Annotated in this window: 7 protein-coding genes; 2 read left to right on the top strand and 5 right to left on the bottom strand. The window is 68.8% G+C overall.

Annotation, left to right across the window (positions count from 1 at the left end):
* Nucleotides 1-1,397: CoA-acylating methylmalonate-semialdehyde dehydrogenase (locus tag P0Y43_RS08485; protein ID WP_275636856.1), on the top strand; the 1,397-nt coding region annotated here is incomplete at its 5' end.
* A gap of 70 nt (nt 1,398-1,467) precedes the next feature.
* Here P0Y43_RS08485 and P0Y43_RS08490 read toward each other — a convergent pair.
* The 4 genes from P0Y43_RS08490 to P0Y43_RS08505 all read right to left on the bottom strand — a co-directional run bounded on the left by P0Y43_RS08490 (nt 1,468) and on the right by P0Y43_RS08505 (nt 11,335).
* Nucleotides 1,468-3,309, bottom strand: coding sequence for a peptide transporter (locus P0Y43_RS08490; protein WP_275636857.1), 1,842 nt, complete (start codon nt 3,307-3,309; stop codon nt 1,468-1,470).
* Nucleotides 3,310-3,403: 94 nt separating this feature from the next.
* A complete protein-coding gene (locus tag P0Y43_RS08495) occupies nt 3,404-7,234 on the bottom strand; it encodes a filamentous hemagglutinin N-terminal domain-containing protein (protein ID WP_275636858.1) in 3,831 nt (1,276 codons plus the stop codon).
* A 12-nt stretch (nt 7,235-7,246) separates the two neighbouring features.
* Nucleotides 7,247-10,279, bottom strand: a complete 3,033-nt coding sequence (locus tag P0Y43_RS08500; protein ID WP_275636859.1) for a ShlB/FhaC/HecB family hemolysin secretion/activation protein — start codon at nt 10,277-10,279, stop codon at nt 7,247-7,249.
* 42 nt (nt 10,280-10,321) lie between these two features.
* Complete coding sequence (locus P0Y43_RS08505; RefSeq protein WP_275636860.1) at nt 10,322-11,335, bottom strand: hypothetical protein; 1,014 nt, start codon at nt 11,333-11,335, stop codon at nt 10,322-10,324.
* A gap of 334 nt (nt 11,336-11,669) precedes the next feature.
* Between P0Y43_RS08505 and P0Y43_RS08510 the strand changes: the two genes are divergently transcribed.
* Nucleotides 11,670-13,262, top strand: coding sequence for an argininosuccinate lyase (locus P0Y43_RS08510; RefSeq protein ID WP_275636861.1), 1,593 nt, complete (start codon nt 11,670-11,672; stop codon nt 13,260-13,262).
* 87 nt (nt 13,263-13,349) lie between these two features.
* Here P0Y43_RS08510 and P0Y43_RS08515 read toward each other — a convergent pair whose 3' ends face one another.
* Entirely contained in the window at nt 13,350-14,564 is a 1,215-nt protein-coding gene (locus P0Y43_RS08515) for a cation:dicarboxylate symporter family transporter (protein ID WP_275636862.1), read from the bottom strand.
* Between the last annotated feature and the right edge of the window lie 3 nt (nt 14,565-14,567).

A 14,567-nucleotide genomic window follows, 5' to 3' on the forward strand; every position in this document is an offset into this window, starting at 1 on the left:
AGGTCGAACTGGCCAGCCGCGCCACCGTGCAGCAGGCCATCGACTCGGCCAAGGCGGCGTTCCCGGCCTGGCGCAACACCCCACCGGCCAAGCGCGCGCAAGTGATGTTCCGCTTCAAGCAGTTGCTGGAGCAGAACGAAGCGAAGATCGCGCAGATGATCAGCGAGGAGCACGGCAAGACGCTCGAAGACGCCGCCGGCGAGCTGAAGCGCGGCATCGAGAACGTCGAGTTCGCCTGCGCCGCGCCGGAAGTGTTGAAGGGCGAGTACAGCCGCAACGTTGGCCCGAACATCGATGCCTGGTCGGACTTCCAGCCGCTGGGCGTGGTGGCGGGTATCACCCCGTTCAACTTCCCGGCGATGGTGCCGCTGTGGATGTACCCGCTGGCGATTGCCTGCGGTAACGCATTCATCCTCAAGCCGTCGGAGCGTGACCCGAGCTCGACGCTGTTCATCGCCCAGCTGCTGCACGACGCGGGCTTGCCGAAGGGCATCCTGAACGTGGTGCACGGCGACAAGGAAGCGGTGGATGCGCTGATCGAAGCGCCGGAAGTGAAGGCCCTGAGCTTCGTGGGCTCGACCCCGATCGCCGAGTACATCTACGCCGAAGGCACCAAGCGCGGCAAGCGCGTGCAGGCCTTGGGTGGCGCGAAGAACCACGCGGTGCTGATGCCGGATGCCGACCTGGACAACGCGGTCAGCGCGCTGATGGGCGCGGCCTACGGTTCGTGCGGCGAGCGCTGCATGGCGATTTCGGTGGCGGTGTGCGTGGGCGACCAGGTGGCCGATGCGCTGATCGCCAAGCTGGAGCCGCAGATCAAGGCGCTGAAGATCGGTGCCGGCACCTCGTGCGGGCTGGACATGGGCCCGCTGGTGACGGCGGCGGCGCGTGACAAGGTGCTCGGTTATATCGACGACGGCGTGGCGGCGGGCGCGCAGCTGGTGGTCGATGGCCGTGGTTTCCGTGTGCCGGGCAATGAGGATGGTTACTTCGTCGGCGGCACGCTGTTCGACCGGGTGACGCCGGAGATGCGCATCTACAAGGAAGAGATCTTCGGCCCGGTGCTGTGCGTGGTGCGGGTGAACAGCCTGGAAGCGGCGATGCAGCTGATCAACGACCACGAGTACGGCAACGGCACGTGCATCTTCACCCGTGACGGTGAAGCGGCGCGGTTGTTCTGCGACGAGATCGAGGTGGGCATGGTGGGTGTGAACGTGCCGCTGCCGGTGCCGGTGAGCTACCACAGCTTCGGTGGCTGGAAGCGTTCGCTGTTCGGTGACCTGCATGCGTATGGGCCGGATGGTGTGCGGTTCTACACCCGGCGCAAGGCGATCACCCAGCGCTGGCCGCGGCGGGCCAGCCATGAAGCGTCGCAGTTCGCGTTTCCCAGCCTCTGATGCTGCTTAGTCTGTGCCGGCCTCATCGCGGGGCAAGCCCGCTCCAGGAGATGTGGGCCGGCACGGACGCCTACGGCCTTTGGCCCAACAACGCCAACAGGTGCTCGGCGAAAATCTCCGGCCGCCCCTCGAACAACCGTTGCAACGGCCGCCCATCCCCCAGGTGCGCGTACAACGGCGCCCGCGCCCGGTAATCCCCGGCCATCCGCACTGCCGCCTCCACGTACGCCTCGACCGTTCCGGCGATGCTCCAATCCGGCAACCCTGCCCGGCGAAACAACCCCTCGTCGATATGCTCGAACACCTCCGGCCCGCTCTTGCACACCCCTGGCAAGCCCAGGGTGAAGGCGTCGATGATGCCGTTGGTGTTGCCGAACGGGAACGGGCTCAGGAACAGGTCGCAACGCCCGAAGGTGTCGAGGTACTGCGGGTACGGCTGGTGCGGGTGCACCACGGCATCGCCCAGGTAGCGCTGGATCAAGCGCTGCAGCTGCGGGTACAGCAACCCCTGGGCCTGGCCCACCAGGAAGTGGAAGCGCACCCGCCGCCCATGGCGCGCCAGCGTGCGTTCGGCGACCTGCTGGCAGGCGCGCAGGAAGCCCGGGTTGAGCTTCATGGTGGTGGCGGCCACGGCGATGGCCACCTCTTCGCTGTCCACCCGCTCGCGTGGCGCGACCTGCACCTCGATGGCCGACGGGCGATACGGCTGGCCGTCGCTGGGCAACAGCAGCAGCCGCTCGTCGAAGCAGGCCGGGTCGCCGACGAAATCCTCCTCGACGCTGACGTAGTCCACGTGCCGCGAACCGGTGGTCGCCGGGTGCCCCAGCGCGGCCACCTGCAACGGCGCCAGGCGCAGGTTGGCGACGAACAGGGTCAGCGGGAACATGCCCACGCTGGGCATGTACAGCACCTGCGGGCGCAGCTCCTCGGCCAACTGACGCACCTGGCGCACGCAGGCCAGCAGGTCGTTCGGCGCCTTGAGCTCGATGAAGCGGTCGAACACCTGGCGGCCCAGCGCGTCGACATTGTTGGCGTAGCCGATGGCCCACAGTTCGAAGTGCTGGCGCGCCGCTTCCAGGGTGCGCGAGTGGGTGCGGTAGATCGAATGAGCGCCAGAGAACCACTCCAGCACCACCAGCATGCGCGGCTTGCCGCTGCGCGTGCGCGGTATGGCCGGCAGCGAGGCGATGCCCTCGGCGGCCAGCTTGCGCTCCACCAGCCGGCACAGCGAGCGCTTGATGCGGTGGCGCTGGGGCAGGTCGGCGTAGCTGCAATGCATATATACGTCATGGATGATCGCCACCGGCAGTTGGTCGAGGCTGTCCAGCGCATCCAGGCGTTCCGGCAGCCAGGCCAGTAGCGCCTCGCGTTTGGAGTGCGCGGCGGGGGTGCCGAGAAAGCGCGGCGACAGCAGCGCCATGAACAGCGCCAGGGCCAGCGGCGGGTTCTGTTGCCAGAGCAGCTCCACGTCCAGCGGCAGCTGCGATTCGGCGGAGTAGAGGATGCAGAACTTCACCAACTGCCACGGCGCCACCTCGAAGCGCTGGCTGTCCTGCCCGTGCAGGTTGAGCGCGCGCAGGATATGGTCGGCGTTGATGAACGAACTGGCGGCGAACAGCGCCGACAGCCAGCGCTGGAAGTTGATCAACTGCTCGAAGCCGCTGGGGCTGATCTGGAACTCCGGGTCGCTGAACAGCGCGCTGATCGCGCAGGTCAGGCGCGTCAACACGTGCGCTTCGAGCTCCGCGGCCGGCACGGCGGGCGACACCGACAGCACGAACTCGCCGGACAGGCGGCCATAGTGGCGGTCGATGATCAGCAACAGGCGAATCAACTCGCGCGCCGCTTCCTCGTGCTGGCGGGCGTAGCAGAGCTGTTCGAAGTGCTCCAGGGAAAACGGCGCTTGGGTCATGGCGGCCTCGTGGGTGTCGTTGTGTCAGCGCCAGCGGCGCGGTCCCTGTAGGCGCGGGCTTGCCCCGCGATGAGGCCGGCGCTGTGCTTGGGCCTCAGTCATCCCCGGCAGTGTCGCCGAGCAGGGCCAGGTCCAGCTGCAGCGCGTCGATGAACGGTTGCAGCGGGGTCTGTCGGTAGTCCGGGTACAGCACCTGGCTCCAGCTCGACTGGCTGACCTGACGCTGCTGGTAGCCACGCGGCGCCTCATTGGCCCGTGGCAGCAGGCTCGGGTCGACCTGCCCGCCCAAACGCAGCACCACGGCGCCGCCCTGGGTGCTCAACTGCGTGCTGTCGCTGCCGTGCGCCACGTGGCTGCCGCTGGCCGAATCGGCGTCGATCAGCAGGATGCCGTCCTCGGTCGCCAGGCGGTTGTTGCCGCTGACGAAGTTCAGCGCCGGGCCGCTGTCGCTGCGGGCGGTGAGGGTGAGGTTGCCGGCGCCGCTGGCGGCCAGGCTGTTCACCCCGCTGCCGGAACCGTTGAAGGTGATGCCGGCGGCACCGTTGTTGCCCGTGCCGCTCAGCTGGATGTCGCCACCGGCCGATTGCAGCGTCACCCCGTTGCTGCCGCTGCGCAGGAAGAGGCCGTTGGCGTCCGGCCCGCCATCGCTCACGCCGGTCAGGCGGAGGCTGCCGCCCTGGGTGGCGAGGGTCACCGAGCTGCTCGCGCTGGAGGGGTAGAAGTGGATGCCGTTGCCGCGCTCGGAGTAGCCGTTGAGGTTGATCGAACCGCTGCCGGTGGCGCGCAGTTCGGTTTGCCCGGTGAGCATGCTGATGCCATGGGCGCCGACCGCGCGGCCATCGAGGCTGAGGGTGCCGTGCTCGACGCTGAGGCGGTTGATGCCGCTGCCGTAGAAATCGATCGCATCGCCCGCGGCGGTGGCGCGCCCGACCAGGCTGACGTTGCCGTTGCCGGTGGTCTGGATGAGGTTGGTCACGCCGAGCAGGGCGATGCCGTGGTCCAGCTCGGCGGCATTGGGCGAGTGGAAGTGGCCGTCGAGCAGAATGTCGCCGCCTTGCGAGCTGATGCGGTTGGTCGAGGCGGTGCCGCTGCCGCCCAGGGCGATGGCGTCGGAGGTGCCGACCGAGTCGCCGCGCAGGGTGATGTCGCCGCTGCCGGTGCTGATGCCCACTCCCTGCGAGTTGCCGGTGGAGTTGAGGAAGATGCCGTAGCCGCCCCAACTGCCGGTGCTGGTGCCGGTGACCAGCACGTTGCCACTGTCGCTGGCCAGGTCGATGGCCGCGCCGCGCCCGGACGGCGCGAGGTCCACGCCGCGCCCGGAAATGCTGTGGCCTTCGAGGCTGAGGTTGCCGCTGCCGGTGGCCACGCGGATGTTCGAATAATCGCCGCTGGCGTCCATGAACAGCGCGCGGAACGAGCCGGAACCGGTGTTGACCACGCTGTTGTCGGCGCCCAGGCGCACGTCGCCCCGGCTGCTGGCGATGTCGATCCGCGAGCCGGGGCTGTTGGCGCTGCCGTTGCCCGAGGCCACCAGCGCCAGGGCCGGGGTGCTGCCGCCGGTGGTGTTGCCCTCGACGCGGATGTCGCCGTCGCTGCTCAGGTTGATCGAGGCGCTGGCGCCCGTGACGTTGAGCACGGTGCCATAGCTGGCGCCGCTGTCGCCGCCGAGCACGATGCGCCCGCCGTCGCTGCCACGCAGGTTCACCGCGCCAGTGCCGGAGGCCGCCAGGTAGGTGCCGCGGCTGCTGGCGCTGCGGCCCTTGACGGTGAGCGTGCCGCTGCCGACCGAGAGGGTCTGGGTCGAGCCGCTGGCGGTGGAGCACACCAGCACGCCGAAGCCGCTGGCGGCGTTGCCGCTCAGGGTGACGTTGCCGGCGCCGCGCGCGGCGATGGTGTTGCTGGTGCTGAACAGCCGCGCGCCGTTGCCGCCGCCGAGGTTGTCGGCGCTGATGGCAATGGCGCCTGCGCCTTCGGTGAGCAGGTTGCTGCCACCGGTGAGGATGAACGCATCGCCCGTGCCGGTGGCGCTGGCTTGCAGGGCGACGATGTCGATGTTGCCGCCACCGGCGTCGAGGGTGCTGCCGGAGATGTTCACCGCCGTGGCCGTGGCGCCTGGGGCCAGGTCTGCCGAGGTGGCGCCACGGATGCTGATGTCGCCGCCATTGGTGGTGATGCGCGTGCCGTTGCTGATCGACACCCCGCTGCCGTTGCTGACGTTGGTGCTGGCGTAGCCGCTGCTGGGGTTGGCGGCGCTGCCGATAGTGAAGTCGCCGCCGTTGGTGCGGATGGTCGCGTTGTTCAGCGCCACCGAGCCGTTGCCGCTGTTGTTGAAGTTCGACAGCATCGACACGTTCAGGGTCTTGCCGTCGGCGTTGCTGATGCGCGTGCCGTTCATGTTGACGTTGCGGTGGGCGATCAGCGTCAGGCTGGCGTTGCCCTGGGCCTGGACGTTGTCGAGCACGTTGATGTCGCCCGAGGTGCCCGCGCCCGAAGAGGTCTGCACGATGATGTTGGCGCCTTCGCTGAGCGAGGCGTTGAGGGTGGCGGAACTGAGGTTGGAGCTGCGCCCGGCGTTGGGGGTGAACGGGCTGGCGCTGGAGGTGCCGTTGTTGGCGCCGCTGGTGATGTTGATGTTGTACGGGTCGAGCAGCCAGGTGCCGCCCTTGCCGGAGGCGGCGCTGAGGTCGACGCGGCCGGTGACGTCGAGCCTGTGCCCGGAGGTTTCCACCAACCCGCCCTGGCCGTGCTCGCCGCCGCCGATCACGCTGATCGCGCCTTCGAAGCGGGTGCTGTCGCGCGACCAGAGGATGACCTTGCCGCCATCGCCCTGGGCCAGCGCGTCCGCCTGGATGCGCGTGTTCTCGCCCACGTAGGTGGCGTTGGCCTGGTGCAGCGGGCCGCTGCCTTGGTAGTCGCCGCCCAGCAGCACGGTGCCGCCGCCGTTGCTGCCGGAGGCGTCGATGCGCGCCTGGTCGAACAGGCCGACGTATTCGCCGGTCAGGGTCACCGCGCCGCCACGCTCGCCCGCGCCGCGGCCCGACACGTCGAGCGTGCCGCTGCTGGCCACCACGCCGCTGTCGCCGCCATCGAGCACGATGCGGCCATTGCGCTGTTGCAGGCTGCGCGCCTCGATCACCCCGGCGTTGTTGACCACGCTGCCGAGCATGGCGTCGTTGGCCCGCGCGCTCATCAGCACGGCGCCGCCGTCGGCCTGGATCAGCCCATGGTTGGCGACGCTGGCGCCCAAGGCCGCCTGGTCGACCTGCATGTTGATCAGGCCATCGCCATGGTAGTCGAGGGTGACGGCCTCGCCGCCGCCGAGCACCACCGAGCCCATCCTTGCGACGACCGTGCCTTCGTTGCGCACTTGGCCGCCGAGCAGGGCGATGCTGCCGCCGTCGGCGGCGCGCAGGGTGCCGTGGTTGATCACCGCCGCGTCGCCCTTGCCGGCGAAGCGCAGGCGCCCGGCCTTGAAGTCGTCGTCGGCGATGTCCAGGGTGCTCGCCACCAGGCCGCCGACGTTGACCGCCGCGCCCTGGCCGAACAGCACGCCGCTGGGGTTGATCAGGTACACCTGGCCGTTGGCGTTGAGCTGGCCGAGGATCTGCGAGGCGTCGCTGGCGGTCACCCGGTTCAGCGCCACCGCTGCGGCATTGGGTTGGTGGAAGTTGACCTGGGCGTCGCGGCCGATGTTGAAGCGCTCCCAGGTGGCGATCAGTTGCTGGCTGTTCTGGGTGATGTCCATGACGTTGCCGACTTGGCTGATGCTGCCGGCGCCAGCGCTGATCTGGCCGTTGCTCGGCAGGGCGCCAGCGTCCAGGGCCAGGGCCGGCAGCGGCAGCAGGCCTTGCACCGCGCACAGGATGGCGTAGCTGAGGGGCTTGAGCGCGGGGTGGCGGTCACGCCGGGAAGGGCTGTGGTTCACGGTCGTCTCTCCTCAGAACGAATAGTTGATGCCAGTGCCGATGGCGTTGATCGTGGTGCCCACGCCCGGCGAGTAGCCGCTGGCGGCGAAGGCGCCGACCACGGCGAAGTTGTAGTTGGCCAGCGCTTCGTTTTTCAGCAGCACGTAGTGGGCGAACACTTCGGTGTTGCGGTTGAAGCGGTAGCCCACGCCCAGGGCGTACTGGCGCGCGCCCATGCCTTGGGTGTCGCAGGCGAAGCCGGCGGCCGAGACCATCTTGCACTCGCCGGCCAGGGCGCGGCCGTAGCTGGCGCGCAGGCGCCAGGCGCCGAGGCGGTGGGTGACGCCGAGCAGGTAGGCGCGGCGGCTGTACTCGGAGAGGTCGCTGGAGCTGAGGCTGTTGTTGATCACGCCGTCTTCGGCGTAGTGCAGTTCATCGGCGATCAGCGACAGCTCGGTGTCGCCGAGCTGGTAGCCCAGGCCCAGGCGGTAGCTGTAGTCGCTCGACGAGGTGCCGTCGGTGACATGGGTGTTGCTGCCCACGCCACGGGCGTTGCGGCCCAGGCTGGCGATGCCGAAATAGTCGACGTGGCGCTCGGCGGCGGCCACGGCGGTGAAGCCGCCGTTCTTGTAGGTCAGGCTAGCGCCATAGATATAGCCGTTGCCGACGTCTTCGGCGGCCTTCATGCCGTTGTTGGAGTAGGCCAGCTTCAGGCTCAGGCCGTGCCACTCGGGCGACCACCAGGCGACCACGCCATTCTGCCGGCGGTTGAAGGCGGCATCGGAATTCTCGCTGGTGTCGGCGGTGCCGGCTGGGCCGTTGACGTTGCTGGCAAGGCCGACGCTGAAGCCGGGCGAGCCGATGATGTTGTAGTAGGCGCCGGCGGTCTTGCCGGCGAACGGGTCGAGGTTGGTGGTGCTTTCCTTGAGCGGCATGTCCCAGTTTCCGTAGAGCAGGGTGCCGTAGCGGTCGTCGTCCAGGGCCACGGCGGAGTTGCGCAGGCGCGTGTTGGGCGAGATCGACTTGGGCGCGCTCTGGTCGCCGTCGAGGGTGTAGTTGACCGAGATGCCGTACTCCAGCTGCCAGAGGATGCGCGAGGTGTCGGTCATCGGGATGCCCGCGCGGGCGCCGACGTAGGAGACGTTGTCGCGCGCCCGCCAGTAGCTGGACATGTTGCGCCCGTTCGGCGTGGCCAGGCGGGTCTGGTCGGCGGGGCCGGCGCGGGTGGCGTCGCGCCGGTCGATGTACTCGGGCACCAGGCCCAGTGAGCCGTAGAGGGTCAGCTCGGTGCTCTTGTCGCGGAAGTCCTCGCGGGTGCCGAGGTCCTTGGCCAGGCCTGCGAAGGCCTGCGGCGAGCCGCTGACCGACAGCCAGAAGCGCCGCGCGTCATGCTCGTCGCTGGTGGGCTGGTCGCCGTTGGAGAAGGCCACGCTGGCGTTCATCACCAGGTCGCGGTGGTAGACGTTCAGGCCCACGCCGTAGCCGTGGCGGCTGAGGCTGTTGTCGCTGTCGTCCCAGGGTTTTTTGTTGACCCGCACGCGGCCCGCGTCGGCGAACAGCGCGCCCTCGGCGATGGCGCCGTTGAAGCGGCCCAGGTACTTGCGCAGCTCCAGGCGGCCGAGCACGCCTTCGTCGCCCGCCGCCTCGCCGACGCCATAGGCGCGCACGCCGTTGGGCCCGCCGAGGGTGAATTTCTCCGAGCTGTCGAGGTTCTTGCCGGCCCACTGGCCGCTGATCGCGGCGTACAGCGAGAAGCCGCCGCCGAGGGCTTGCAGGCGGCTGAACGACAGCGTGCCCTTGTGGTAGGTGCCGGCGGCCTCGGCGGTGAGGGCGTCGAGGGCTTCGTCGAGCGGTGTGCGCTTGTCGAGCCGGCCGATGCCGTAGCCGAGGCTCCAGCGGTTGCTGCCGGCCCAGCCGTCGCGCCAGTCGCCGTACAGGGTCAGGCCACGGAACACGGCGGCCTTGCGCACTTCGAAGGCGCCGGCGGCGTCCTCGAAACGGCGGTGCTCCTGGGCCAGGTTCAGGCCGATGTTGGCGTCGCGGCTGCGCAGCAGCGAGGCGTCGAGGAACAGCGCCGAGACCTGCGCGTTGCCCTCGGCGTCGGCGGTCTTCAGGCCCTTGCCGAGGGTGTAGTTCATCTCGGCGTAGCTGGCGCCGACGCTGACGCCGCTGGCGCCCAACGGCTGGCGCAGGCCGACGCCGCGAATCTCCAGGCCTTCGAAACTGTTCTGGGTGTTGAAGTACAGGCTCTCGCCGAAACCGAGGGCGTCGTTGAGGCTGACGTTGGTGCTGACCCGGCCGCTGCCGGTGTAGTAGTTGCCGTGGTTGTCGGCGCTGACACGGCCGGTGAAGGCGGTCATCTCGCTGAGCTTGAGCACGATGTCGGCGGCACCGGGGCTGCGCGACGGTTGCAGCACGGCGCGCACCGACACCCCGGCGATGTCCGACAGGCGCAGCAGCACGCGCTCCAGGTCCTGCTCGCGGATCACGCTGCCGCGCGGCAGGGCGTCGATGAAGCGCTGCTGCATGGCGGCGTTCAGGCGCACGCCGGGCGCGGTTTCGGTGCGCACGTCGCCGACCTGGCCTTCGCGCACGTCGATGGCCACCACGCCGCCGTCGATCTCCTGCGGCGGCAGGTAGGCGCGGGCCACCAGGTAGCCACGGCTGCGGTACAGCGCGGTGATGCGCGCGGCGGCGGCGCGCAGGCCGGGCAGGTCGAGTTCCTGGCCGACGTCGGCTTGCAGGGCCTCTTGCAGGCGCGACGTGCTCAGTTCGCGGTTGCCGGTGAGTTGGAAGGCGCTGACCTTGAAGCGCACCGACGGGCCGGGCTGGGCCGCATCCGCCTGGCGCTCATCGCCCGGGGCTTCGATGCGCACGCTGCCGCGCGGTGCTTGTTGCGGTTGCTGGGCCGGGCGCAGGCTGTCGCGGTTGCTGTCGAACAGGGTGCCGGCATTGGGCAGTGGCTCGGCCTGGGCGGGGCTGGCCAGCAGGGTGGCAGCCAACAAACTCAGGCCGTGCGGGTGCAACGCCCGGCGCACGCGGGCGGTAAGGAAAGTGCGGGTCATGGCGGGCTCTTTGTTGTTGTTTTTGTGGGTGCAGCCGGTGGATCAGTGACGCGGGAACAGCTCCCTGGCCACGCTTTTCGCGGCGAACAGGCGGGCAGCGTTATGGCCTACGCCGCTGACCTGGAATTGCCGGTGGTCGATGGGCGTGGCCCATTTCTGCGCCAGGAAGGCTTCGTAGCGCAGGTAGGTGAGCTGGCGCTCGACCCGGGTGCTGCCTTGCATGCCGGCGCCGCAGCTGGCGTCCATGACCCGGTCGTTGGGGTTGGCGTCGCGCTCGCCGACCATGTAGGTGAGCTGGCGCGCGGCGTAGCGCTGGAACACCTGCGCGGCGCTCAGGCCCTGGCGGGTGAAGTAGTCGGGGGCGCGCTCCAGGCCGTAGCGGTACTGGTTGTAGCTGGGGCACAGCACCGTCTGCACTGGCTTGAAGGCGTCGCCTTGCAGGCGGTTGTCGTCCAGGTACAGGTAGGAGGAGGGGCTGGAGACCACGTAGCGCAGGCTGATACCGGTGCCGCGCAGGCGCTGGTCGCCGTCGCCGAGCAGGGTGTAGCGCTGCATCAGCTGGCCGCCGGCGGAATGGCCGATGAACACGATTTCCTTGAGCTGCGGGAAGTGCTGGCGGTCGGTGAGGTAGGCGAGCAGGTCGTCGAGCACGGTGAAGCCGGCGATGCCGGTGCGGCCGCTTTGCGACGGGGTGCCGTGCATCCACTTGTCCTTGGGCCACAGCGGCATGTCGGCGGCGGCGCGGCGATCGGCGGGGGTGAGGAAGTTGGGGGCCAGCAGCAGGGTGTCGGCGTCGCTGAAACCGGCGTTCTGCAGCAGGGTCTGGCCGCTGTCGAAGTAGTCGTCGGCGTTGCGCTTGACCCCGTGCAGCAGCACCACGGCGCGTTGCACCGGCAGGTTGGCGCGTTGCAGGTCGTTGTTGGCGAAAGCGACGAAGTTGTAGGGCTGGGCCTGGCCCAGGCGCAGGGTCTGCGGGGCGGCGCTGGCCATGGCGGGCAGCAGCAGGCTGGCGGACAGGGCCAGAAGCCATGCGCTTAAGGTACGGCGTTGGGGCATATCACACCTCGGCAGATCGTATGGCGCCGGTCGTATCCCCAGGGAGGATCGGCCGGTTGATTGGTGTTATGGCGGCGATGCTAGCAGTGGTTTTTGGCTAGATAAAATATCTTGAATAGAGTGTTTCCATATTTAATGGATATGGTGTTTGCGCGAGCCTTATCGCGGTTTCCTGTCGGCGTGTGCTTGCCCCGCGAGAGGGCCGGCACAGAAAAATTAAATACCGAATAAATATCAACTGAATATTTTTAATATATTTTTAATCTCGAAACCGCGCCGCTAGCATCCAGCCCACGCTCGCCAGTCCCAGCGCGACGCTTCGCGGAAACCCACCATGAGAACAAGAAAGACCCCGCTGCACCTGGCCGTGGCCTATGCCCTGCTGGTGTCCGCCACCGCCCATGCCGCCAACACCGCCGACCTGCCCTGCAAGACCACGGCCGAATGCGCCGAACAGGCGCGCAAGATCGGCGCCAGCGTCGACAAGTCGGCGCTCAAGGGCGGCCGCCAGGAGAGCCAGTTCGACTGGCTCAACCGCATCAACAAGGCCTCCATCGTCATGCTCACCGAGCAGGGCATCGTCGGCCCCGAGCAGGGCAAGCAGATCGCCGGCGGCGTGCGCTACGCCATCGACCAGGCCACCCAGCCCGACGGCAAGCGCCCCAGCGACGTGCTGCAGCTGGAGCAACTGATGATCGACAAGATCGGCCCGCAGGCCTCGCTGATCCACTCCGGGCGCAGCCGCCAGGACATGTACGCCACCTACCGCCTGGCCACCCTGCGCGCCGAGGTGCTGGACTACAGCGACGCCCTCAACAGCACCCGCCAGCGCCTGCTCAAGCTGGCCTCGGTCAACGTCGACACCCTGGTGCCGGCCTACACCAACGGCGTGCAGGCCATGCCGATCAGCTACGCCCACTACCTGCTGGCCTTCGAGGCCGCGTTCGAGCGCGATGCCCAGCGCATCCACGACCTCTACGCGCGCCTGAACCTCAGCCCCATGGGCACCGCGGTGCTGGCCAACTCCGGCTACCCGCTCGACCGCGAGCGCCTGGCCACGCTGCTGGGCTTCGACGGCCTGCGCGAGAACTCGCTGGACGCCAGCCAGGTCTCGACCTACGACATCCCGCTGGAAGCGGCGGGTATCGCCTCGTCGTCGGCGATCCGCGTCGGCGCGTTGATCGGCGACATCCATACCCAATACCACCAGACCCGCCCGTGGCTGCTGCTCGACGAAGGCTCCACCTACACCAGCAGCGCCATGCCGCAGAAGCGCAACCCGGGCCTGCTGATGCGCACCCGCGAGTCGGCCTCCGACGTGGTCGGCCTGGCCAATGCCACCACCGTGCGCGCGCACAACGTCACCAGCGGCATGACCGACTACAAGGCGGCGTTCGACGACCTGGGCCTGTTCAAGTCGGCCGACGAGATGTTCGAGCGTCTCGACATGGTGCTCGACGCCTTGCAGATCAACGCCGCCCGCGCCGAGGAAGAGCTCGACGCCGACTGGACCACCTCGATGGAGCTGGCCGACACCCTGGAGCGCGAGCACAAGGTGCCGTTCCGCATCGGCCACAGCTTCGCCTCGCTGATCGTCGAGCAGGCCCGCGCCCAGGGCACCTTGCCCAAGGACTTCGCCTACGCCGACGCCCAGGCGCTGTATGCCAAGGCGGCGAAGAAATACAAATGGCAGGACGAGCACCTGCCGCTGAGCGAGGCGGCGTTCCGCGCCAGCCTGTCGCCACGGGCGATGGTCGAGAGCCGCAAGGGCACGGGCGGGCCGCAGCCGGCCGAGGTGCGGCGCATGCTGATGGAAGCCGGCAAGCGCCTGGCGGCGGACCAGGACTGGATGAAGCAGCACCGGCACAAGCTGCTGGAGGCCGACGCGGCGCTGGACAAGGCGTTCGATAAGTTGGCGGGGCAGTAAGCCCCGGGGGCCTCATCGCGGGGCAGCGCCGATTTCAGATTCGGCAGGGTGCCTGAGCGCGCTCGCCCCGCGATGAGGCCCGCACCGTCACCCCAATACTTCCCGCAACCGCGCCCGATCCACCTGCCCATGCCAGCGGGCGATCGCCAGGCACGCCACGCAATTGCCCAGCACATTGGTCAGCGACCGGCATTTCATCAACCGCTCCACGCCGATCAACAGGCCAATGCTCTCCAGCGGCACGATATCCAGCACGCTCAAGGTCGCCGCCAGGGTCACGAACGCCGACCCCGCCACGCTGGTCGAGCCCAGCGAGGTGAACACGCTCACCAGCACGATGCTCGCCAGCAACGTCGGGCTCAATTCCACATGCCCCAACTGCGCCAGGAACACCACCGCCACCACCAGGTACACACTCGACCCATTCAGGTTGAAGCTGTAGCCGGCGGTGAGGGTCAGGCGCACGGTCTGGCTCTCGCAGCCGGCGGCCTCGAGCTTCTCCACCAGGCGCGGCAGCGCGGCCACCGACGAGCCGGTGGACATCACCAGCAGCAGTTCCTCCTTGATGTAGCCCACCAGCCGGCCCAGGCGGCAGCCGATCAGGCGCAGCACCAGCAACGGCACCAGCAGCAGGTAGGCCAGGCATGCGGCATAGGCGGCGACCACGAACTTGGCCAGGGGAATGGCGGCGTCCAGGCCGTACTTGCCGATGATGAAGGCGATGGCGCCGAAGGCGGCCAGCGGGGCGAAGGCGACGACCAGGCGCATGGCCTTGAACACCAGCACCATGCCACGGTCGAGCTGGCGCGCCAGGCGTCGGCCGCTGTCGCCGCTGCGCCCGAGCAGCAGGCCGGCCAGCAGGGCGGCGAGCAGCACCTTGAGCACGGTGCTCTGGCCGAGCACGTCGAGCAGCAGGCCGGGCACCCGCGCGAGCATCGGCCCTTCGCCGGGCGGCAAGGGGGGCGACCAGGCATGGCTGGCGTCCTCCAGCCCCGCGCCGGGGCGCAGCAGCACGGCCACCGCCAGGCCGATCAGCAGGGCGAGCAGCGACATCAACTGCCAATAGCCCACCGCCTTCAGGCCCAGGCGGGCGGTGGCGCGGTAGTCGCTGAGGGCGGCGGTGCTGGCGCACACCAGCACGAACATCACCACCGGGGCGCACACGCCGATGACCGAGATGAACAGGTCGCTGAGCGGTTTCATCCGCACCGCGAGGTTCGGCTGCCACACGCCCAGCAGCGCCCCGAGCATGAGGGCCAGGAGCAGCAGGGCGAGGTCCGAGCGGGGGCGGTTGAAAGTCATGGG

Origin of the sequence: Pseudomonas entomophila, assembly GCF_029193575.1 — a bacterium.
In the GTDB taxonomy this organism is placed as follows: Bacteria; Pseudomonadota; Gammaproteobacteria; order Pseudomonadales; family Pseudomonadaceae; genus Aquipseudomonas; species Aquipseudomonas entomophila_G.